Origin of the sequence: Ruthenibacterium lactatiformans, from assembly GCF_000949455.1 — a bacterium.
GTDB classification, from domain to species: Bacteria; Bacillota; Clostridia; order Oscillospirales; family Ruminococcaceae; genus Ruthenibacterium; species Ruthenibacterium lactatiformans.
The window spans coordinates 333,746-356,300 of record NZ_JXXK01000001.1 but is presented as its reverse complement, the minus strand read 5'-3'; the positions used below and the strand labels follow the sequence as shown (position 1 = coordinate 356,300).

General features: G+C 58.4%; 22 protein-coding genes. 21 read left to right on the top strand and 1 reads right to left on the bottom strand.

Features of this window, described 5'->3' with window-relative positions:
- Window positions 1-3 precede the first annotated feature (3 nt).
- The 16 genes from lspA (at window position 4) to thrC (ending at window position 15,418) form a co-directional block, all read left to right on the top strand.
- Window positions 4-498, top strand: a complete 495-nt coding sequence (lspA, locus tag TQ39_RS01755) for a signal peptidase II (protein WP_167541516.1) — start codon at window positions 4-6, stop codon at window positions 496-498.
- Complete coding sequence (locus tag TQ39_RS01750) at window positions 485-1,405, top strand: RluA family pseudouridine synthase (protein WP_009325874.1); 921 nt, start codon at window positions 485-487, stop codon at window positions 1,403-1,405. The genes lspA and TQ39_RS01750 overlap by 14 nt, the downstream gene beginning before the upstream one ends.
- Before the next feature lie 4 nt (window positions 1,406-1,409).
- Window positions 1,410-2,228, top strand: a complete 819-nt coding sequence (locus tag TQ39_RS01745) for a Cof-type HAD-IIB family hydrolase (RefSeq protein ID WP_009325873.1) — start codon at window positions 1,410-1,412, stop codon at window positions 2,226-2,228.
- A gap of 512 nt (window positions 2,229-2,740) precedes the next feature.
- Window positions 2,741-3,070 (top strand): ComEA family DNA-binding protein, encoded by a 330-nt coding sequence (locus tag TQ39_RS20055; protein ID WP_082052075.1) that lies wholly within the window; start codon window positions 2,741-2,743, stop codon window positions 3,068-3,070.
- 67 nt (window positions 3,071-3,137) lie between these two features.
- Window positions 3,138-5,354, top strand: a complete 2,217-nt coding sequence (gene ppk1, locus TQ39_RS01735; protein ID WP_050004373.1) for a polyphosphate kinase 1 — start codon at window positions 3,138-3,140, stop codon at window positions 5,352-5,354.
- A gap of 133 nt (window positions 5,355-5,487) precedes the next feature.
- Entirely contained in the window at window positions 5,488-6,513 is a 1,026-nt protein-coding gene (locus tag TQ39_RS01730; RefSeq protein ID WP_050004324.1) for a M23 family metallopeptidase, read from the top strand.
- Complete coding sequence (locus TQ39_RS01725) at window positions 6,510-7,085, top strand: M50 family metallopeptidase (protein ID WP_055080900.1); 576 nt, start codon at window positions 6,510-6,512, stop codon at window positions 7,083-7,085. The genes TQ39_RS01730 and TQ39_RS01725 overlap by 4 nt, the downstream gene beginning before the upstream one ends.
- Before the next feature lie 376 nt (window positions 7,086-7,461).
- Window positions 7,462-9,315: a TIGR03960 family B12-binding radical SAM protein gene (locus TQ39_RS01720; protein WP_009325868.1), complete on the top strand. Its 1,854-nt coding sequence runs from the start codon at window positions 7,462-7,464 to the stop codon at window positions 9,313-9,315.
- A complete protein-coding gene (locus TQ39_RS01715) occupies window positions 9,302-9,961 on the top strand; it encodes a TIGR03936 family radical SAM-associated protein (protein ID WP_009325867.1) in 660 nt (219 codons plus the stop codon). Before TQ39_RS01720 ends, TQ39_RS01715 begins: the two co-directional genes overlap by 14 nt.
- A 154-nt stretch (window positions 9,962-10,115) precedes the next feature.
- Complete coding sequence (rplS, locus tag TQ39_RS01710) at window positions 10,116-10,460, top strand: 50S ribosomal protein L19 (RefSeq protein WP_009325866.1); 345 nt, start codon at window positions 10,116-10,118, stop codon at window positions 10,458-10,460.
- Between the two features lie 68 nt (window positions 10,461-10,528).
- Window positions 10,529-11,065, top strand: coding sequence for a signal peptidase I (gene lepB / locus TQ39_RS01705; RefSeq protein WP_009325865.1), 537 nt, complete (start codon window positions 10,529-10,531; stop codon window positions 11,063-11,065).
- Complete coding sequence (ylqF, locus tag TQ39_RS01700) at window positions 11,062-11,937, top strand: ribosome biogenesis GTPase YlqF (RefSeq protein ID WP_050004322.1); 876 nt, start codon at window positions 11,062-11,064, stop codon at window positions 11,935-11,937. Before lepB ends, ylqF begins: the two co-directional genes overlap by 4 nt.
- Window positions 11,934-12,539, top strand: coding sequence for a ribonuclease HII (gene rnhB / locus TQ39_RS01695; protein WP_050004321.1), 606 nt, complete (start codon window positions 11,934-11,936; stop codon window positions 12,537-12,539). The genes ylqF and rnhB overlap by 4 nt, the downstream gene beginning before the upstream one ends.
- A 25-nt stretch (window positions 12,540-12,564) precedes the next feature.
- Window positions 12,565-12,903 carry a YraN family protein gene (locus TQ39_RS01690; RefSeq protein WP_242853441.1) on the top strand — a complete coding sequence of 113 codons (339 nt, stop codon included), beginning with the start codon at window positions 12,565-12,567 and terminating at the stop codon, window positions 12,901-12,903.
- A 17-nt stretch (window positions 12,904-12,920) separates the two neighbouring features.
- Window positions 12,921-13,847, top strand: coding sequence for a dipeptidase (locus tag TQ39_RS01685; RefSeq protein WP_050004319.1), 927 nt, complete (start codon window positions 12,921-12,923; stop codon window positions 13,845-13,847).
- Window positions 13,848-13,960: 113 nt separating this feature from the next.
- Entirely contained in the window at window positions 13,961-15,418 is a 1,458-nt protein-coding gene (gene thrC, locus TQ39_RS01680; RefSeq protein WP_050004318.1) for a threonine synthase, read from the top strand.
- A gap of 72 nt (window positions 15,419-15,490) precedes the next feature.
- Here thrC and TQ39_RS20050 read toward each other — a convergent pair whose 3' ends face one another.
- Window positions 15,491-15,649, bottom strand: coding sequence for a DUF1540 domain-containing protein (locus TQ39_RS20050; RefSeq protein WP_009325859.1), 159 nt, complete (start codon window positions 15,647-15,649; stop codon window positions 15,491-15,493).
- A 104-nt stretch (window positions 15,650-15,753) separates the two neighbouring features.
- On the opposite strand from TQ39_RS20050, the gene TQ39_RS01675 reads away from it, so the two are divergent.
- The 5 genes from TQ39_RS01675 (at window position 15,754) to lon (ending at window position 22,552) form a co-directional block, all read left to right on the top strand.
- Complete coding sequence (locus TQ39_RS01675) at window positions 15,754-16,431, top strand: metallophosphoesterase (protein ID WP_050004317.1); 678 nt, start codon at window positions 15,754-15,756, stop codon at window positions 16,429-16,431.
- A 70-nt stretch (window positions 16,432-16,501) separates the two neighbouring features.
- A complete protein-coding gene (gene tig, locus TQ39_RS01670; RefSeq protein ID WP_050004316.1) occupies window positions 16,502-17,818 on the top strand; it encodes a trigger factor in 1,317 nt (438 codons plus the stop codon).
- Between the two features lie 198 nt (window positions 17,819-18,016).
- Complete coding sequence (locus TQ39_RS01665) at window positions 18,017-18,610, top strand: ATP-dependent Clp protease proteolytic subunit (protein ID WP_050004315.1); 594 nt, start codon at window positions 18,017-18,019, stop codon at window positions 18,608-18,610.
- A gap of 9 nt (window positions 18,611-18,619) precedes the next feature.
- A complete protein-coding gene (clpX, locus tag TQ39_RS01660; RefSeq protein WP_050004314.1) occupies window positions 18,620-19,930 on the top strand; it encodes an ATP-dependent Clp protease ATP-binding subunit ClpX in 1,311 nt (436 codons plus the stop codon).
- A 165-nt stretch (window positions 19,931-20,095) separates the two neighbouring features.
- The gene (lon, locus tag TQ39_RS01655; RefSeq protein WP_050004313.1) at window positions 20,096-22,552 is read left to right on the top strand and encodes an endopeptidase La; all 2,457 of its coding nucleotides are present in this window, start codon (window positions 20,096-20,098) and stop codon (window positions 22,550-22,552) included.
- Window positions 22,553-22,555 lie beyond the last annotated feature (3 nt).

The following is a 22,555-nucleotide window of genomic DNA, read 5'->3' as shown; positions in this document are numbered from 1 at the left end:
CCATTGCTGATATCTGTAATCATTATCATTGCACTGACAGGGCTGGATCAGCTCACAAAGCATCTTGCCACGGTTTATCTTGCGCCGGTAGGGTCGATGCCGTTCATTCCCGGTGTCATGGAGCTGCGCTATGTGCTGAACGACGGCGCAGCCTTCAGCATGCTGGCAGACGCCGAGTGGGGGCGCGTGTTCCTCATCGTCGTAACGGGCCTTGCGCTGGCGGCGCTGGCGGTGTATTTTTTCTGGAAGAAGCCGTCTTCCTGGTTGGAGCGCTGGGTGTTTATCCTGATTTTTTCCGGCGGTTTGGGCAATCTGATCGACCGTGTGCTCAACGGGTATGTGGTCGATTTCTTTGCTACCACATTCATGAATTTCGCTGTATTCAATGTGGCGGATTGCTTTGTGTGCGTCGGCGCCGCGTTGTTTGTCATCGCCGTGCTGCGTCAGGAGCTGAACGCCAAAAAGGAGCAGAAGGCCGGGACGGATGAAAACGCTTGAATATACCGCCGGTGCCGAAGATACGGGCCGCCGCATCGATGCCGCGTTGGCAGCGGCGTTCCCGGAACTGACGCGAAGCTTCGCACAGCAGCTTCTGGCAGAGGGCCGTGTACTGTGCAACGGACGTTCCGTCGCCAAAAGTGCGCGCCTTACACAAGGAGATGCGTTGTGTGTTTCGCTGCCGGACGCCCAGCCGGTGGAAATCATTCCGCAGGATATCCCGCTGGATATCGTTTACGAAGACAGCTCGCTGCTGGTTGTCAATAAGCCCAAGGGAATGGTGGTCCACCCGGCGGCGGGAAACCCGGACGGCACACTGGTGAACGCACTGCTGTACCACTGCGCGGGCAGGCTCTCCGGCATCAACGGCGAAGTGCGTCCCGGCATCGTGCACCGCATTGACAAGGACACCAGCGGCCTGCTTGTAGTGGCAAAAGACAATGAGACGCATCTTTCGTTGTCGCAGCAGTTCGCCGTGCACAGCATCGCCCGGGTATACCATACTGTGGTATACGGCGGTTTTGCTGCGGACGACGGATTTGTGGAGGGGAACATCGGTCGTCATCCTGTGGACCGAAAGCGTATGGCCGTCGTGCCAAAGGGCGGCAAAGCCGCTTATACGGCCTACCATGTGGAGGAGCGCTTTCCCGCCTTTACACATCTTTCCGTAAGGCTCCGGACTGGGCGAACCCATCAGATCCGCGTACATCTTGCGAGCATCGGCCATCCGGTTGCCGGGGATGCGGTTTACGGCCCGCGTAAGGTGATCACCCAGCTGGAGGGCCAGTGCCTGCATGCAAAAACGCTCGGCTTCATTCATCCCGCAACAGGCGCGTACGTCGAGTTCGACAGCCCGCTGCCCGAATATTTCACGGCCTTTACCGGCCGTCTGCAAAAGGAAATGTAACGCTATGATCCGCTCCCTCAAGGATATCCTCGTCGTTTCGGACATGGACAACACGCTGCTCACACCAGAGGACGGCGTGCCCTTTGTGAACCAGGTGACCATGCGGCTGTTCTGCGCGCTGGGCGGCCATTTTACCGTGGCCACGGGCCGCACGATGGAATCAGCCGGACGGCATCTGGACTCGATGACGCTTTCTGCACCCGCTATCCTGTATGGCGGGGGCGTTATTTACGATTTCGAACACGATATCCGCATCCGAAATACACTGCTGTCCAAGCCGTCGGCGCGCCGGGCGGTGTGCGATGTATTGGCGCGTTTTCCGGGAGTGGGCGTGGAGATTATGACCGAGGACGGCGGCATCTGCGTGGTGCGGGCCAATGAATATACCTACCGCCACACGGTCCATGAAGGGCTCACTTACCGCATGGCGCCGCTGGAGGAGCTGGATGGCGGTTGGAATAAGGTGCTGTTTGCCTGCTCCCATGAAATGCTGATGCAGATCCAGGATTTTCTGGACGCACGCAAATATCCCGGCGTCTACTTCATTGCGACCAACCGCAACTATTTTGAGATCATGCCGGAGGGCGCGGCCAAGGGGGCGGCGCTGGGAGAACTTTGCACCTATATGGGCATCCCGATAGAAAACACGGTGGCCATCGGAGATTATTTCAATGACATTGAGCTGATGCGCGCGGCCGGGCATTCCGTGGCGATGGGGAACGCGCCCAAGGAGGTGCAGCTCGCGGCGGACACCGTAACAGGCAGATGCCTGGACGGCGGCGTGGCCGAGGTGCTTTACGGGTTGATTCGTAAATACGGATGATTGTAAAAAGCGTGTAAAATGGAGCGTGCCTTGGGCGGGATATGGTATAATAACCTCAAGTCCGCCGCTTGCGCGGCCGCGCGCTCTTCGTGCGCTGATGCGCTTCCGCACATGGGCTTTGAGAACATTGAACCATGCAAAAACGCAGGAGGTGCGGTTTGTTGTGGCTGCTGCGCGGCGTCATGGTATAATATGTCCGGTTGGTGAATGCGAGCCGCAGGCGAAGCATGAACTTATCGGCATAGATACCGTGTTTCTTAGTGAACACGAGCGGTACGCGAGGTGTGAGCTTAGAAATATGGTATAATAACCTCAAAGCCGCCGCTTGCGCGGCTGCGCGCACTTTATGCGCTGATGCGCTTCCGCACATGGGCTTTGAGAACATTGAACCATGCAAAACCGCGGCAGGCGCGGTTTTGTTGGGGCCGCAGCACGGCGCCACGGTATAATGACCTTGATATTGCCGCCTGCGCGTTGTCCCGGATGAATGCTTCAGAACAGGGGATGATAGAATGGGACGCCGCTTTGCCGCGGCTTGGTGGGCGGCGTTGTGTGCCGTCCTCGTGTGCCTTTGCGCAACGGCGCCGCCCGTGCGGCAGGCTGAATATCCGCCTTGGGACGGAGCGCCGTATTTTGACGCGGGGCCGGACAGGGTGGATGTCAATACTGCGCCCGCCGCGGAACTGGAGACGCTGCCCGGCATCGGGGAGAAAAAGGCGCTGGCAATCGTGGAATACCGCGAGGCGAACGGACCGTTCCGCGCGGTGGAAGAACTGGAACGGGTAAAAGGCATCTCGGAGCGCACCGTAGACGGCATGCGGGCGTATGTCCGGGTTTCCTGAGCCGTGGGAGCACGGCGGCGCGGTGCCGGCTGAAAGGACCGTGCGTTTATTTAAAGGGGAGTTTTTTATGGAACAGCCGCATACGAGGGAGATATTCATCAACCGGGAGCTGAGCTGGCTTGAATTCAACCGGCGCGTCCTGGACCTTGCGAAGGACAAGACGGTCCCGGTTGGCGAGCAGCTGAAGTTTGCCGCCATTTACGCGAGCAATCTGGATGAATTTTTCATGGTACGCGTGGGGTCGTTGTACGACCGTACGCTGGTGGGCGGCGATGAAAAAGAGAACAAGACGGGCATGACGCCCGCTCAACAGCTGGACGCCATTATGCCTAAGGTCGCGGAGCTGCAGCAGCACTGCGATAAAATTGTGGCGAAGCTGTATGAGAATGTGGGTGTGTTGGGCTACCGCAGGGTGGATTTTGCGCACCTGAGCAAAGAAGCGGAGCATTTCTGGCGCAAATATTTCATGCAGGAGATATTTCCCGTCCTTTCTCCGCAGATCATCGACCGGCGGCATCCCTTTCCGTTTCTGCGCAACAATGAGGTGTATGTCGGCACCATTCTGAAGGGAAAGGGAGACGCGCAGTCTTCCTTTGGTTTGGTACCCATCAGCACGCAGTTCCAGCGTATCATATTTGTGCCGTCGGGCGGCTCTGTCGCCTTTGCACTGGTGGAAGAGATGGTGGAACATTTCGCGGGCCTGATCTTCGGCAAGAACACCGTGCAGAGCCGGTGCATTTTCCGCGTGACGCGCAATGCGGATATCACAGTGGATGAAGGCATGTTCGACCACGACGTGGACTATCGCGAGATCATGAGCGATCTTTTGAAAAAGCGCCGCAAGCTGGCGGCCGTTCGCTTGCAGACAACGCCGCGTGCTCCGGCGGAGATCGTCGGGTTCCTGCGCGAAAAGCTGATGCTGCCCGCAAAACAGGTGTTTGAGCAGACGACGCCGCTGGATATGTCCATTGGCTTCAAGATATCCGCGCGCATCGCGCAGGACGGCCATACCGAGCTGTTTTACCCGGTGAAGCGTCCCATGCTGCCGCCGCCGGATTTTAATCTTGCCCGTGTGGTGGAAACGCAGGACGTACTGCTTTCTTATCCGTACCAGAGCATCCGGCCCTTCATCCGCATGCTCAACGAGGCTGCGCAGGACCCGGACGTGCTTTCCATCAAAATGACGCTGTACCGCGTGGCACATGAATCCAAGATCATCGAGGCGCTTATCTCCGCGGCCGAAAACGGCAAGGAGGTCGTTGCCATTGTGGAGCTGCGCGCGCGCTTCGACGAACAGAACAACATCGACTTTTCCAAGCAGCTGGAGGAGGCGGGCTGCACGGTCATCTACGGCTTTGAGGCATACAAGATCCATTCAAAGTTGACGCTCATCACAAAGAAAAAGGGCAATCAGCTGCACTATATTGCCCAGATCGGCACAGGCAATTACAATGAAAAGACCTCCGAGCAGTATACGGACCTTTCGTTTATCACGACCGATCTTGGCATCGGCTCCGAGCTGGCAACCGTGTTCAATAATCTTGCGATCGAACGCCTGACAGAGCACGCAGGCAACCTTCTGGTCGCGCCGCTGTGCTTCAAAAGCGTGCTGATGCAGGAGATGGACGCGGAGATCGAGGCGAAACGCATGGGGAAGGACGCACGCATCATTCTTAAGTGTAATTCCATCAGCGATAAGGATATCATTGAAAAAATATCCGAAGCGTCCTGCGCGGGGGTATCTGTGCAGATGATCGTGCGCGGCATCTGCTGCATCAAAGCCGGGGTACCCGGCCTGACGGAAAATGTCACGGTGCGCAGCATCGTGGGCCGCTATCTGGAGCACGAGCGTGTGTATGCTTTTGGCTGCGGGCAGGATACACGGGTGTATATCGCGTCGGGCGATTTTCTTACCCGCAACACCGAACGACGTGTCGAGGTGGGCGTGCGTATTCAGGACAGACGCATTGCGGGTGAGCTGCTGCAGATGCTGGATCTGCAGCTGCGCGACAATGTGAATGCCCGGGAAATGCAGCCGGACGGCACCTATCCCAAGGTGAAGCCTGCGCCGGACGCGTCCCGCGTTGACAGCCAGCTCGGCATGTATGATATGCTGGCCGGCACTTGGCCCGCCATGCCTGCGCCGCGCCCGGCGGGGGAGCCGGTACGTCGTGCGCCGACAGCACGCCGCCATGCTGCCGCTTTGCAGCAGCCTCAGCGCCGCCCGGCAGCGCCGCGCCCGCAAACGCTGCTGGGCAGGCTCAGGAACCTGCTGGGACGCTGACCCTTCCCAAATTACCGGCCCGGACAATCTGTTGTACACAGGCTGTCCGGGTTCTTTTTTTGGCGTTCGCCGCATAGCCTTTTTAAAGGAATGAGCGTTCCGAAAAACCGGGATAAAAAGGTGCGTGACGTTGATGTGGGAAAAGGACAGCGGGCGGCAGGAGGAATGGATGCGGCTGAATGAGGACCCTCCGGAGGAAATTGGCACACCAGAAGCGGGATGGGACGGAAAGGCGCGCCGGACACAGCGGCCGCAGGGGGAACGGGCCGAGCGGTTTGAGCTGCCCGAGCCGGTTCCGGGAACATTTTCAGCGGCTGCGGGAGACCGGGAGGACATGCCGGAGGGGCAGCGGGACGCGGGAACAGCGCCGGTGGAACAGCTCTACCCCACAGCAAAGATGAAGCCGGAGCCGTTCACGGTGCCTCAGGTAAACTCGGGCGAAGAGCATGTCCTGTTCGTGCAGGTTCTGCTGTGCGCGCTGTTGGTGGCGTTTGTGTTTTTTGCGCGAAGCGCCGGCGCGCCTTTTCTGGAGGACATGAGGGCTGAGTATCGCGAGATGATGACAGCGGGCGTAGAGTTTTCCACGGATAATGCATTTGCGCGGTTTGCGAACGGCGTGGTGGAGGATCTGCGTATGGGCGCGGAGCGGCTGGTTCGGCAGTTGGAAGATCCGGAGGCGTTGGACGGGCAGGGCGGCTTTTGGCCCGGTATCGAAAAACGTGAGGTGCCTGACGGCGCTTCCATGGACGATTATACGCTGCCGCAGGAGCTTCTGCTGCCGGTGGCGGGGCCGGTCACTTCGGGGTACGGTTTCCGGGATAACCCGGTGAACGGTGCGGATGATTTCCATGCGGGTGTCGACATCGCGGCGGCAGAGGGCACGCCTGTGGCAGCGGCACAGTCCGGCCAGGTGGTGCGCACGGGCTACAACCGTCTGCGGGGCTATTATATCATTATCCGCCATGAGGGCAGTGTCCAGACGCTGTACCAGCATCTCTCTTACATCTTTGTGCGCGGAGGGGAGACGGTTACGCAGGGGCAGACTGTTGCAGTGGTGGGAAGCACAGGCCTTGTGACCGGCCCGCACCTGCATCTGGAGATCATTCTCGACGGCGTGCGGGTGGACCCGATGCCCAGTTTTCCGCAGCTGGCCGCATGAGCGGGCCGTCGGTGCAGCCTGTACTGCTGTGCGCCTGCCTGGCGGCGGGGCTTTTGTTCGACCCTATGGGCTTTCTTCGCATGACACTGGTGTGCGCTTTCGTTCATGAAAGCGGGCATGTGCTGGCATATATGCTGTGTGCGCATAAATTGCCCGGTCTCCATTTCAGCGCGGGAGGCATCGGGCTTTCGGGAGCGGAGCAGTTGCCCCGCACACAAGAGCTATGGGTGCTGGCTGCGGGGCCGCTGGCGAATTTTATCATGGCGGCGCTGCTTTTTTTGCAGCTTCACCGGCAGGCGAGCTACGCACTGTATTTTCTCGCCGCCGTCAGTTTGTGTACGGGCGTTTACAACCTGATGCCGTTCGGCGTGTTAGACGGCGCGCGCCTGCTGCAGAATTTGCTGCCTGTGGAAAAGCAGGATGCGCTGCGCCGTGCCCAGCGGCTGCTGTTGTGCCTGTTCTGCGCGGCGGCGCTCGGCTTTGCGCTGTTGGGCGGGATGCCGCGCGGCGCTCGTGCGGCGGCTTTCCTGGGGCCGGGTTATCTGCTGGCAAAGGAGTTCAGGCAAAAATAAAGAAGAAAGGCCTGCGCAGCGCGTGAATGGCACCGTGCACAGGCCTTTTCTGTTTGCATTCTGCGCGCAAATACGGTATAATGACCCCAAAACTGCCGCTTGCGCGGCCGGGCGTGTGCGCGGCACACGCCCTGTGCTGGAGCACAGAGCTTTGAGAACATTGAACCATGCAAAACCGCAGCAGATGCGGTTTTGTTGAGGCCGCTTCGCGGCGTCATGGTATAATATGCCCGCTTAGTGAATGCGGGCCGCGGGCGGGGCGTGAGTTTGGCGGCATAGATGTCATGTTTTTTAAGTGAATGCCAAGCGGAACGTGAAGTGTGAGCTTGGGGTATGGTGAAACAACGCGGGGGTATAAGCCCGAAAAAGGGAAAGGATGTTTGAACGCTTGGATGAAAAGCTGAAAGCTGCGCTTGCCGCAGTGCAGAAACCGGGCCGCTATACCGGCGGCGAACCGGGCTGCGTATATAAGGAGAAGGAGAAGCTGGACCTTCGGTTCGCTTTCTGCTTTCCGGATACCTACGAGGTGGGCATGTCCTTTCTGGGCATGAAAATATTGTATGAGATCCTCAACAAACGGGATAACATCTGGTGTGAACGTGTGTTCATGCCTTGGGTGGACATGAAGGAGCAGATGCAGCAGCGGGATATTCCGCTGTATGCGCTGGAGAGCAAAGACCCGCTGGGGATGTTCGACGTAGTGGGCTTTACACTCCAGTATGAACTTTCCTACACCAATATTCTTGCTATGCTCGACCTGGCGCACATTCCGTTTTATGCAAAGGACAGAGGGGAGGATGCGCCGTTCATTGTGGCGGGCGGCCCGTGCGTGTGCAACGCTGAGCCGCTGGCGGATTTTTTTGACCTGATGATGCTGGGCGAGGGCGAGGTACAGCTGCCTGATGTGTGCGACACCATCATTCAGGGGCGCAGAGAGGGGCTCACCAAACGGGAGATATTAAAGCGCCTGTGCCATATCGAAGGCGTTTACGTGCCCGCGTTTTACGATGTGTCCTATCGGCCCGACGGCCGCGTGGAAGCCATCACGGCGAAAGAAGGCGCGCCGGCCGTGGTGCGCAAGGCCATCATTCAGGATATGAACAGCCAGCCGCTGCCGGAGAATTTTGTGGTGCCGATGATCGGTGCGGTGCACGACCGCGCGCAGATCGAAGTGCTGCGCGGCTGCGTGCGGGGCTGCCGTTTTTGTCAGGCGGGCTTCATCTATCGTCCCATGCGTGAGCGGGATGCGGATATGCTCTCCAAGGCGGGGCGCAGCCTGTGCGGGAATACAGGTTACGATGAGATCTCTCTGACGTCGCTTTCCACCAGTGATCACAGCCAACTGGAAACACTGCTGGACGATATGCTGGAATGGACGCCCAAAGAGCATGTGAGTATGTCGCTGCCGTCGCTGCGCATCGACAACTTTTCGGAGTCTCTGGTTCGCAAAACCACCAAGGTGCGGAAAAGCGGCCTTACCTTTGCGCCTGAAGCCGGAACACAGCGTCTGCGGGACGTCATCAATAAAAACGTTACCGAGGAAGAAATCGAGCGCACCTGCAACCTTGCCTTCAGCGCCGGCTACACCTCCGTGAAGCTCTACTTCATGCTGGGCCTGCCCACAGAGACGATGGAGGACGTTGAGGGAATTGCCGACACGGCGCAGCGCATTGTGGACCTCTATTATAAAAACGAAAACAAACCCAAGGGCCGCGGCGTGCAGGTCTCCATCAGCGTGGCGTGTTTTGTGCCGAAGCCTATGACGCCGTTCCAGTTCGTGGGCCAGAATACCGAGGATGAGCTGCGTGAAAAACAGCAGCATCTGCTGCGCAGCGTCAAAAGCCGCAAGATCAGTGTGAGCTACCACGACAGTCATACCAGTTTTCTGGAGGCGGTCTTTGCGAAGGGCGACCGGCGGCTCTCCCGGGTTCTGGTGGAGGCTTACCGCCGGGGCTGCTGCTTTGATGGCTGGGACGAGCAGTTTCGTTACGATACATGGCTGGAGGTGTTTCGCGACCTTGGTTTTGATACTGCTTTTTACGCGAACCGCACCATCGGTCTGGACGAGGTTACGCCCTGGAGCCACCTGGACTATGGCGTGAGCAGGGAGTACCTGGTGCGGGAATACCAAAAGGCGCTGGGCGCGCAGACCACGCCGCCATGCAACCGCGCGTGCAGCGGCTGCGGCGCAAATAAGCTGCTGGGAGGTGCCTGTTTTGACTACGATTAGAGTCTGGTTCACCAAAACGGGCGAGGCGTCTTATATTTCGCTGCTGGACCTGCAGCGGGTGATGCAGCGCGCGCTCAAGCGTTCGGGCTTGCCTGTCTGGTATACGCTGGGGTTCAACCCTCACATTTATATGACGTTTGCCGCGCCGCTGTCTCTGGGGCAGGAGAGCCTGGCCGAGACGGTGGACTTCAAGTCCGAGGCGGAGGGGTACGACTGGGACGCCGCGGCTCCGGCGCTTTCTGCGTGCCTGCCCCGGGGCATTAAGGTGACGCGCATTGCGCCCGCCGTGCTGGATGCGGGCGATATTGCGTGCGCCGCTTATGAGGTGCGCTACGCGGAAAAAGACGCGCAGGCGGCATGCGCAGCATGGGAGGCCTATAACGCGGCGCCCGCGGCCGAGGTAGTGAAGGAGGGCAAGCGCGGAAAGAAAAAAACAGTGGATCTGAAAGCGCATTTGCCGGAGGTACAGCTTATGCGGAAAAACGGCGGCCTTGTGGTGTGTATGCGTTTGCCTGCGGGCAGTGTGCTGAATGTAAACCCGGTTCTGGTGCTGGGGTGGCTGGAGCAGCAGCACGGCCTGCCCGCCGCATCGGGAGATATCCTGCGCACCGGGATCTACACCCGAAACGGCGAAAAATTTTCCTGAAATGCTTGCATTCGGAATTGCCATGTGGTATTATATTTAGGCGTTATATCCACTGTGCCAACAGCGGGGTTAATGTCACACATTAAACGGACAGTCCTCTGCCGGCGCTCCGTCGGGTATGAATGTCTAAATAAACATGGAGGATTGTACAACAATGGACGCAATGAAAATCATTACCGAAGGCATGATTAAAGAGGATCGTCCCGAGTTCAACGTGGGCGATACCGTGCGTGTTTCCGTTCGTATCAAGGAAGGCGAGCGTGAGCGTATCCAGGCGTTTGAGGGCACTGTCATCGCGAAGAAGCACGGCGGTGTTGCCGAGACCTTTACTGTGCGCCGCACTGCTTACGGCGTGGGCATCGAGCGTGTGTTCCCCGTGAACTCTCCGTTCGTTGAAAAAGTGGAAGTTGTGCGCAAGGGCCGTGTACGCCGCGCGAAGCTCTTCTATCTGCGTGAACGCACCGGCAAGGCCGCCAAGGTCAAAGAACAGCTTCGATAAGTTCACAAAAAGGGACAATGTACATTGTCCCTTTTTTGTTATATTATTGATGAAAAGAAGGTGTGTGCATGGAACCGAAACAGTCTAAGGAAAACGCGCTGTTCGAGTGGTATGATTCACTGGTGTTCGCGCTGGCGGTGATCGTACTGTTTTTTGTGTTTGCCGTGCGCATCATCACCGTTTCCGGCGTTTCCATGCAGCCTACGCTTTACGGCGGGGACCGCGTGGCGGTACAGAGCATGCTGTATACGCCCCAGCGCGGCGATGTGGTGGTGGTGGACGGCTACATCAATTACGGAGACCCGTTGGTCAAGCGCATCATCGCTCTGGGCGGCGATACTGTTGATATCAATTTCGAGACAGGCGCTGTGACGCTGAACGGCGCGGTGCTGGAAGAACCTTATATTTCTGCGCCGACGACAACCGGGTACGATGTAGAGTTTCCCGTCACGGTTCCGGAGGGCTGCGTGTTTGTGATGGGCGATAACCGCCCGCGCTCGCTGGACGGCCGCAGCACGGAAGTGGGTTTCATCGACGAACGGGATATTTTGGGAAAGGTGCTGCTGCGGGTGTTCCCGCTGAGCAGCTTTGGGAAAATCGCATGAAAGAGAGTCTGAGCGCACGCCCCATCCAGTGGTTTCCGGGGCATATGACAAAAACGCTGCGCCTGATGGAAAAGGATATCCGCAATGTGGACGCCGTGCTCCAGCTTTTGGACGCACGCATCCCGCGCAGCAGCCTGAACCCGGAGATCGCGCGCATCACGGCGGGCAAGCCCCACCTGTATGTACTGAACAAAGCAGACCTGGCCGACCCGGACGTGACCGCCCGCTGGGTGGCGTATTTTCGCCGCGGCGGCGACGGCTGCCTTGCCATTACCAGCAAAAACCGCGGCGGCGTACAGGGCGTAAAAAATGCGATCGAGACGGAATTGGCGGAGCTTCTGGAGCGCCGTGCCGTCAAGGGCATGGCGGGTGCGAAGATCCGCGTGATGGTCGTGGGCATCCCCAATGTGGGGAAATCAACGTTTATCAACAGCTTCGCGGGCGCGGCGCGCGCGAAGGCTGCCGACAGGCCCGGCGTTACGCGGGGCAAGCAGTGGGTGACCGTGGGCAATTATGACCTTCTGGATATGCCCGGCGTGCTATGGAAAAAATTCGACTCCATGGAGGTGGCGGGCAACCTGGCCTTCATCGGTTCCATCAAGGACGATGTGCTGGACATCGAGGCGCTGGCAACGGCGCTGCTGGGTGAAATGCAGCGGATGTATCCGGAGCGTTTGGCGGAGCGTTACCGACTGACAGCGGAGGAGCTGGGGCAGGACGCCTACGACCTGCTGGAGACTGTGGGCCGCAAGCGGGGCATGCTGATGTCCGGCGGTGTGGTGAATACCGAGCGCGCGGCCATTACGCTGGTGGATGAATTCCGAGGCGCAAAGCTGGGCCGCGTTTCGCTGGAAAGGCCGGAGGAAGCATGACGGAGGAACTGTATGCATTCGACGCAGAATACCGCGCCCGTGCGGGTGTCGTGTGCGGCGTGGACGAGGCGGGCCGCGGCCCGTTGTGCGGCCCGGTGTGCGTGGCTGCTGTTATTCTGGACCCCGCAGCTCCGGTGGACGGCGTAAACGATTCCAAAAAGCTTTCGGAAAAAAAGAGGGAGCTGCTGTATCCGCAGATCATTGAAAAGGCGCTTGCCTACAAGGTCGTGATGGTGGGGCCGCAGACCATCGACGAGCTGAATATACTGAACGCTACGCTTCTGGGCATGCGGCAGGCTGTGGAGGGCCTTGCGGTGCGTCCGGGGCTGGCGCTCATCGATGGCAACCGGTGCCCGGAGATGGAGATTCCCGCGCAAAGCGTCGTCAAGGGAGACGCCCGTTCGGCAAGTATTTCGGCCGCCTCTATTTTGGCCAAAGTCTCGCGGGACCGGTACATGGAGCAGCTCGCGAAGGAATATCCTCAATACCAGCTGGAAAAGCACAAGGGATATCCGACCAAGCTGCATTACGCGCTGCTGGACGAATACGGCATTCAGCCGTTTTACCGCAGGTCCTTTTTAAAAAAACGCGGTTATGTGTGAGCGGAAGAGCGCCCGCAGGGGGGCCATGGGCGAAAGGCTGGCCGCCGTGTATTACCGGCGCAGAGGATGCCGGGTGCTGGAGATGAATTTTCGCACGCGCCGGGGTGAGATCGACGTCATTGCACAAAAAGGAGACATGCTGATCTTTGCCGAGGTGAAGACGCGGGACGAGGCTGCCGCCGCGCAGCCCGCAGAGGCTGTAACAGCGCAAAAGCGGCGGCGGATCGTTTTGGCGGCACAGGGATATCTGCTGCTTCACCCGGAGCTGGCGGAGAATTTTATGCGCTTCGACGTGGTGGAGGTCACGGTGCCCCGCTTGGGGACGCCGCGGCTGAATTGTATTGAAAATGCGTTTACCTTGTAGAAAAGAAGGCTGTGAAGTTGGACTTTTTTGATTTGCACTGTGACACGGTGTCCCGCCTGACGGAGGGCGGCGGCATCGCGGATGCGGATGCGCACGTCAATCTGGAAAAGGCGCGGGCACTGGGTCGATGGGCGCAGGTGTTCGCCGTATTCGTGCAGGACAACGCGCCGGGCGCGGACACGGCTTATGCTTCGTACCGCCGTCAGACCGCCTGTTTTCGGGCGCAGCTCGCCGCGAACAGAGAGCGGATCGTTCAGTGCCGCACAGCGCAGGAGACGGAAGACGCATTTGAAGAGGGCAGGCGCGCGGCCATTCTTTCCGTGGAAAACGGTGCGGCGCTGGGTGGGAGCCTTGAGCGTTTGGCCGAATTCCAGCGCGACGGCGTGCGCTTTCTGACGTTGACCTGGATGGGCGAAAACGAGCTTGGCTGCGGCGGTGAAGCGGGCGGCCCGCTTACGGAGTTCGGCCGTGCAGTGGTGCGTGCGCTGCCGCAGTATGGTATTGTACCGGATGTTTCTCACCTCTCCGACGAGGGTGTGGCGGAGGTGTTTGAATGTTACGGTGGTCCGGTGGTGGCCACGCATTCCAACGTGCGCCGTGTCACGGGGCACCACCGCAACCTGACGGAAAAGCAGATCCGGGAGATCGTACGGCGCGGCGGGTTGATCGGCATCAATCTGTGCAGTGCGTTTTTAAGCAGCGACCGCATGCGGGCATGCAGCGACGACGTATACCGTCATCTGGATGCGTTCCTTTCGCTGGGAGCGCAGGATACGGTGTGCTTTGGAACGGACTTTGACGGCGCACATGTGCCGGAGGATATCCGGGATATCGGGGGCATCCCGCGCTTATACGGGTACCTTCTGGCGCGCGGGCTGCCGGAGACGGTTTTGAACAAGGTGTTTTTTGAAAACGCCTGGAGTTTTTGGAAGCGCACTTTTTAGAAAGGGCTGGGCAGAGCCGCTCTGTCCCACGGAAAAAGAGCAGGCCTTGCAGGGCTGCGGAAAACGGCGGAACAGCCGGATAGCGGCTGTGGCTATAATTGGAGGGGTAAAGTATGAACTACACAAGCACGCGCGACAGTGCTCTCTGCACCGGTGCGTCCACGGCCATTCTCACGGGCATTGCGCCGGGAGGCGGGCTGTTTGTCCCGCAGCAGTTCCCACAGGTGGACATGCGGGAGTTTTACGGCCTGACGTATCCGCAGACGGCGCAGAAGGTGCTGGGCATGTTTCTGACGGATTATGACCCGGATTTTTTAAAAACCGCCACAGAGCAGACATACAGCACCGAAAACTTCGGCGGCAAGGCAGGCTTTGCGGCGCATGTGGCCGGGAATACCTATGCATTGGAGTTGTGGCACGGCCCGACCTGCGCGTTTAAGGATTATGCATTGCAGCTTATGCCGCGTCTGCTGGTAGAGGCCAAAAAAAATCTGGGAGAAACAGGCGTGACAAAGATCCTTGTAGCGACCTCCGGCGATACGGGAAAGGCCGCGCTCGCGGGCTATGCGGGCCTGCCGGGCATCCGTATCGCGGTGTTTTATCCCAACGCGGGCACCAGTGAGGTGCAGCGCCTGCAGATGGCCACGCAGGAGGGAGATAACGTGGCGGTGTATGCTGTCAACGGAAACTTCGACGACGCGCAGACAGGTGTAAAGCGCGTGTTTGCGGACGAGGACCTCGCGCAGGAGCTGGCTGCCAAAAACGAAAAGCTTTCCAGCGCAAACTCCATCAACTGGGGCCGCCTTGTACCGCAGATCGTTTACTATTTTTACAGCTATGCGCAGCTTGCGGAGCGGGGGGATATCGCACCGGGCGCGCCCGTCAGCTTCTGTGTGCCCACAGGCAATTTCGGCGATATCCTTGCGGGTTATTACGCCAAACGTATGGGCCTGCCTGTGGAAAAGCTGATCTGCGCGTCCAATAAAAACAACGTTCTCACGGACTTTCTCACCACGGGTGTTTACGACGCCCGCCGCACGTTCTACAAAACGTCCTCGCCGTCCATGGACATTCTTGTGTCCTCGAACCTGGAGCGCCTTTTGTACCATGTAACACAGGATGCGGCAGCGGTGGCGGGATGGATGCGTGAGCTGGCGGAGCATGGGCATTACACCGTGCCCGCCGAAGTGCTTTCCGCCATCCGGGAGACCTTTGCCTGCGGCTGTGCCAATGACGCGCAGGTGCGGGAGGAGATCCGCGCGCGGTATGAAGCGGACGGATATCTGTGCGACACGCACACGGCGGTGGCGTTCCGTGTGGCACGGCAGCAGGCGGCCGGCGAAACGCCTTGCGTTGTACTTTCCACGGCAAGCCCGTACAAGTTCCCGTGCGATGTGCTGGGCGCGCTGGGGGCGGATGTGCCGGAGGATGAGTTTGAGGCCATGCGCCTGCTGCAGGAAAAGACCGAGGTCCCGGCGCCTGCGAGCCTTGCGGGCCTGCGGGAAAAGCCCGTACGCTTCACGCAGGTGGTGGAAAAGGACGGCATCCGGGCTGCGGCGCTTGCTTTGTAGAGAAAAAGGGTGCAATGAAAACGGCCCGTGCATATCACACGAGCCGTTTTTGCGGACATTTTTCGACGAAGCCTAAACTTCCTCAAAGGTCTCGCACATGGTCTCTTCACCGAGGACGGCCATGCGGTTTTTCACTTTGATCTCCTGCGCGGTGCAGCAGCAGTTGCCGTTGTTGTGCACACAGTTCTCTACTTCGCAGCAAATGCCTTCCAGAATCTTTTCGTCCTGCATTTTTATTGCCTCCTTAAAATCAGTTCGCAAAACGCCGCTTCATAGGGCGCGGCGCTTCCTTTTCTTAGTATGGCCGGCCTGCGGCCAGTCATTCGGAGGATGCTATGGCAATTTTTACAATCGGGGATCTTCATCTGTCGCTGGGAACGTCCAAGCCCATGGACATTTTCAGCGGCTGGGAGAACTATGTGGAGCGTCTGCGGGAAAACTGGCTGGCGGCTGTGGGTCCGCAGGATACCGTGGTACTGGCGGGGGACACCTCCTGGGCGATGAAGCTGGAGGACTGCAGTGCGGATTTTGCGTTCCTTCAGAATCTTCCGGGCAGGAAACTGCTCTTGAAGGGAAACCACGATTACTGGTGGACGACTATGGCGAAAATGAACGCCTATCTGGCTGCGAATGGGTTTGGCAGCCTGTCTTTTCTGCATAACAATTGTGTTTTTGCAGAAGGGCTTGCACTGTGCGGCACGCGGAGCTGGCTGTTCGACGCGGGCCAGCCTCACGATGAAAAGGTAATGAGCCGCGAATGCGGACGGCTGCGGGCTTCGTTGGAAGCGGCGGGAGATACGGAAAAGGCAGTGTTCCTGCATTATCCTCCGGTCTATCCCCAGGCGGACGCCGGGGAAGTGGTGGCGCTCCTGCGGGAATACGGCGTGAAACGCTGCTTTTACGGCCATTTGCACGGCCCGTCCATTCCACGGGCGGTGCAGGGGGAGCTGGACGGCATCGAGTATAAACTCATCAGTGCCGACGCACTGCGGTTTTTTCCATATAAAATTTGAATTTGTATAGAAATATTCATAAACGTATGCTATAATTGTACTCTGTAAGTTCAGTATTGGAGGAAATACAATGAATCTCGTCAAAAACGAAAAACTTGAAAACAACAGCCATGAACTGCAATTCTCCATTGACGCCGAAGCGTTCAACGCCGCAATTGCCAAAGCGTTCAAACGCGAGGCCGGTAAATACAACATTCCGGGCTTCCGCAAGGGCAAAGCCCCTCGCCATATGATTGAAAAGATGTTCGGCGCCGATGTGTTCCACTACGATGCCATCAATGACCTGTTCCCCGAGGCGTATGAAGCTGCCGTTGCCGAGAGCGGCATCGAGCCGGTGGACCGCCCCGAGGTGGACATCGTTTCCGCCAGCACCGAAGACGGCGTCGTGCTCAAGGCTGTCGTCACTGTCAAGCCCGAGATGAAGGTGGGCGAATACAAGGGTTTAAAAGCCACAAAGAAAGTCAATACTGTCGAGGACGCCGCTGTGGAGGCCGAGATCGAGCGCATGCGTGAGCGCAACGCCCGCATCATTACCCGTGAGGGCAAGGCTCAGGACGGCGACGTCACGGATATCGACTTCGAAGGCTTTGTGGACGGCGTGGCTTTCGAGGGCGGCAAGGGCGAGCATTTTTCCCTGACGCTGGGCTCCGGCCAGTTCATTCCGGGCTTTGAGGAGCAGGTTGCCGGCCATGAGGCCGGCGAGGAGTTCGAGGTGAACGTCACGTTCCCCGAGCAGTATCAGGCTGAGGAGCTGGCGGGCAAGGCCGCTACGTTTAAGGTCAAGCTGCACGAAGTGAAGACCAAGGAGCTGCCCGCCGCGGATGACGAATTCGCGAAGGATGTGTCTGAATACGACACACTGGACGAGCTGAAAGCCAGCATTCGCAAGGGCATGGAAGAGCAGAACGAGAAGAATGCCGAGCTGGAAGTGGAGAACGATCTGGTCGAGCAGATCGTTGCGACGCTGGAGGGCGATATCCCGCCCGTTATGTTCGAGAGCCGCATTGACGAAATGGTGCGCGATTTCGAGTACCGCCTGCAGCAGCAGGGCCTGCGCCTGGAGGATTACATCAAGTATATGGGCGGCGACACGGCCAAGTTCCGCGAAGGCTTCAAGGAGCAGGCTGAGAAGCAGGTGAAGATCCGTCTGGCGCTGGAGGCTGTGGCTGCAGCGGAAGGCATCGCGGCCAGCGAGGAGGACTTCGAGAACGAAGTCAAGCGCATTGCCGACGCCTACAAGATGGAAGTGGAGAAGGTGCGCGGCATCGTGCCCGAGGCCGAAGTGAAGAAGGACCTTGCCGTGAACAAGGCCATTGACTTCATCAAGCAGAACGCGGACGTCACCGTTGAGAATGTGGCGCCCCAGAAGGACGAGAAGGCGGAGTAAAGCGGGCCTTTTTGTCGGATAGTGACGACGCGTGACCGATACCCGCATTTTATGCGCGTATCGGTCATCTGTTACCCTGCTGCGGCGGCCGGTTTTACGGCCCGCCTGCGGCGGGCCGCGCGGCCGGGTACAGCGGGCTGCCGCGGCCATGCGATTTCCCATAAAAACTGAACCGCTGTAAAACAGGGAGGCTAATTTATGAGTTTGGTTCCTTACGTTGTAGAGCAGACCGCGCGCGGCGAACGCTCTTACGATATCTTTTCCCGCCTGCTGAACGACCGCATCGTCATGCTCAGCGAGGATGTGAACAGCACGACGGCCAGCCTTGTGGTGGCGCAGCTGCTGTATCTGGAAGGCCAGGACCCGGAGAAGGATATCAATTTCTACATCAACAGCCCGGGCGGGTCCATCACGGACGGCATGGCGATTTATGACACCATGCGGTATATCAAATGCGACGTTTCCACCATCTGTGTGGGTATGGCGGCCTCCATGGCTTCCGTACTGCTTGCGGCGGGCGCAAAGGGCAAACGCTTCGCGCTGCCCAACAGCGAAATACTCATCCACCAGCCGCTGATCGGCGGACAGGTGGGGCTGCAGGGGCAGACGACGGATATCAAGATCCACGCGGACCATATGGTGCGCACGCGCAATAAGATGAACGGTATCCTCTCCGCTTGCACCGGCCAGCCGCTGGAACGCATCGAGCAGGACACGGAGCGCGACAATTATATGACGGCCGAGGAAGCAAAGGCTTACGGCCTTATTGACGACGTGATCTCACAACGATAAAGGTGTTATATGGCAAATAAAGACAACAGCAAAGACAAAAATCTCATCTGCAACTTCTGCGGCAAAAGCCAGGACGAAGTGGAGCGGATGATCATTGGGCCGGGTGTGAACATCTGCAACGAGTGCATCGAGCTGTGCCACTCGCTGCTGGACGAGGAAGGCAAGGCTCCGGCTCAGGCCCCGCGCCGCGGCAAGGCTGCCCCGGCCCATGCCGTGCCGCAGGATATCAATATCCTCACGCCGGCGGAGATAAAGGAAGGGCTGGACCAGTATGTCATCGGGCAGGACAATGCCAAGGTGGTACTGGCTGTTTCTGTGTACAACCACTATAAGCGTATCCTGAACATGGAAAAGACGGATGTGGACCTGCAAAAGAGCAATGTTCTGCTGCTTGGCCCCTCCGGCGTGGGTAAAACGCTGCTGGCACAGACGCTGGCGCGCATGCTCAATGTGCCCTTTGCCATCGCGGACGCGACTACGCTCACCGAGGCAGGCTATGTGGGCGAAGATGTGGAAAACATTCTGCTCAAGCTCATTCAGGCTGCGGATTTCGATATTGAGCGGGCAGAGCGGGGCATCATTTACATCGACGAGATCGACAAGATCACGCGGAAAAGCGAGAATCCCTCCATCACACGCGACGTGGGCGGCGAGGGCGTGCAGCAGGCGCTGTTGAAGATCCTGGAGGGCACTGTCAGCAATGTGCCGCCCCAAGGCGGACGGAAGCATCCACAGCAGGAGTTCATTCAAATCAACACGAAAAACATCCTGTTTATCTGCGGCGGCGCGTTCGACGGGCTGGAAAAGCATATCCAGAAGCGCACGGACACCTCTGCGCTGGGCTTTGGCGGCAAGCTGAAGGAGGACCCCGAAAAGGCGAAGCAGAACCTGCTGCGTCTGGTGGAGCCGCACGACCTGGTGCGCTTTGGCCTGATTCCGGAGCTGGTGGGCCGTATCCCTGTTGTGACAGTGCTGGACCCGCTGGATGAAGATGCGCTGGTGCGTGTGCTGAAAGAGCCGAAAAACAGCCTTGTGAAGCAGTACCAGACGCTGATGAAGCTGGACAGCGTGGAGTTGGATATCACGGACGAGGCGCTGCATGCCATCGCAAAAAAGACCATTGCGCTGAAGAGCGGCGCGCGCGGCCTGCGCAGCGTGATGGAGCAGTCGCTCATCGGCATCATGTACGAGATCCCCAGCGACCCAACCATCATCAAAGTGACGGTGGACGAGGAAACGGTGAACGGCGCGAAGCCGAAGCTGGAATACGGCGCGGTGCGCAAGCGGTATAAGGCGCTGGCGTCGGGCCGTGTGAACTGAGACGGCGGACGGATAAGTGAAAAAATGGCGGAACATGGGCGTTTTACCAATGTTCCGCTTTTCTTTTTGTTGAAAAGTTCACAAATTTCGTATATAATAAAGTTCCATAGAGCATTCATGGGGCTAAAGCCCTTTCAGATATGCATACAAAGGGGAGATACACGTATGTCGGAACGAGTAAAAATCATTTTGGATAAGAACGCGGATATCCTGCGCCTGCCGGCCATTGCACTGCGGGGCCTGGTGGTATTCCCGGGAAATATCATCCACTTCGAGGTGGGCCGCAAAAAGTCCATCGCGGCCATCGAATGGGCCATGAGCAATAACAACGCTGTCTTTTTGACTGCCCAGCAGGATATGGACGTGGAGGATCCCGGCTTTAAGGATCTGTATGCGTACGGCGTTGTGGCCGAGGTAAAGCAGGTGCTGCGTGTCTCGGACGAGCTTGTCAAGGTGCTGGTGGAAGGCAAATACCGTGCCAAGCTGCTGACGCTGGATTCAAGCGGGCGTTTTCTGCTGGCGTCTACCAAGGCCGCCGCGCTGCGCGGGACAAAATCGGTCGATTCCGCACGCGTGGAGGCGCTGGTGCGCAGTGTGAAAGAAGCCTTTGAGGAATATCTTTCGCTGAACCCGCGCCTTTCCAAAGACGTGGTGTATACCATCATCACCAATGAGGATGCAGCATTGCTGTGTGATTATATCCCGGCAAACCTGCTGCTGAAATATACCGACAAACAGGCGCTGCTCAATGAGGGCACTGTGTCCGGCCGCCTGGAAAAGCTGCTGGAGATCCTGCGCCGGGAGACGAAGATACTGCACATTGAAAAGGACATCCAGAGCAAGGTCAACGAGCAGATGGACAAAAATCAGCGGGATTATTACCTGCGTGAGCAAATGCGGGCGATTTCCAACGAGCTGGACGATTTCGACGACACCCGCGAGGAGGCCGAGGAATACAAGGCGAAGATCGAAAAAACAAAGCTGCCCGAAGAGGCGCGGGAGAAACTGCTCAAGGAAGCGGACCGCATGTTCAAAATGCAGGGCAATTCCCAGGAGGCTTCGGTCATCCGCACTTATCTGGACACATGTCTGGATCTTCCGTGGGATACGCGCACCGAGGATAATCTGGACGTCAATAAGGCTGCTGCGCTTCTGGATAAGGAGCATTACGGCCTGAAAAAGGTGAAGGAACGCATCCTTGAGATTCTGGCCGTGCGCAAGCTGGCGCCCGAAGTCAAAGGACAGATCATTTGCCTGGTCGGCCCTCCGGGCGTGGGTAAAACGTCCATTGCACGGTCCATCGCTGAATGCCTGGGCCGCAAGTATGCGCGAATGTCTCTGGGCGGCGTGCGGGATGAGGCCGAAATCCGCGGCCATCGGCGCACCTATATCGGGGCGATGCCCGGCAAGATCATCAGCGCCATCCTCACGGCAAAGAGCGCGAATCCGCTGCTCCTGCTGGACGAGGTGGACAAAATGGCCAGCGATTTTCGGGGCGACCCGGCCGCCGCCCTGCTGGAAGCGCTGGACCCGGAGCAGAACGTCGCGTTCAAGGATCACTATCTGGATATCCCGTTTGACTTGAGCGATGTGTTGTTTATCACCACGGCCAATACTACGGATACCATTCCGCGTCCGCTGCTGGACCGTATGGATGTTATTGAGCTTTCCAGCTATACGCGCGTGGAAAAGTTCGAGATCGCCAAGCGTCACCTGCTGCCCAAGCAGCTCGCTGCCACGGGCCTGAAAGGCCGTGTGAAGCTGACGAACTCCGCGCTGTACGGCCTGATCGACGGATATACGCAGGAAGCGGGTGTGCGCAACCTGGAGCGCGCCGTCACCGAACTGCTGCGCAAGTGCGCCAAGCGCATCGCGGCGGGAGAGGTGGAGACGCTTTCTGTAAGTGATAAAAACCTGGAAGAGATTTTGGGGCCGAAACGCGTGAAACCGGCTTTTCTCAGCCGTAAGGACGCCGTGGGCGTGGCCAATGGCCTTGCGTGGACCAGCGTGGGCGGCGAGATACTGCCCATCGAGGTGCAGACAGTGCCCGGCGGAGCAGGACGGCTGGAACTGACGGGTTCTTTGGGCGAGGTAATGAAAGAGAGCGCCAAGCTTGCCATCACCTACGCAAAAGCCCATGCGGAGGCTTACGGCTATGATGTTTCCGTTTTTAAAGATATCGATATCCACATACACGCGCCGGAAGGAGCCATTCCAAAGGACGGTCCGTCTGCGGGCGTAACGCTGACAACGGCGCTGGTGTCGTGCCTGTCCGGCTGCCCGGTGCGTTCTGATGTGGCCATGACGGGTGAGATAACACTCCACGGGCAGGTGCTGCCCATAGGCGGCCTCAAAGAAAAAAGCATGGCCGCCTACCGGGAGGGGATGAAGTTGGTGCTGATCCCGAAAGACAATGCTCCCGATTTGTATGAGGTGGACGACGCCGTGAAAAACGGTTTGACGTTCCGTCCGGTGAGCACGTTGGAGGAAGTTCTGCGCACGGTGCTGCTGCCCGCTAAAAAGCCTGCAAAGGCCGCGAAAGCGCCCAAGGCAGGCGGGGAAAAGCATACGCGCCCGGTGCCGCCGGAAAAAGCAGAACCGCAGCTCAGCATCCGCCAGTAAGGA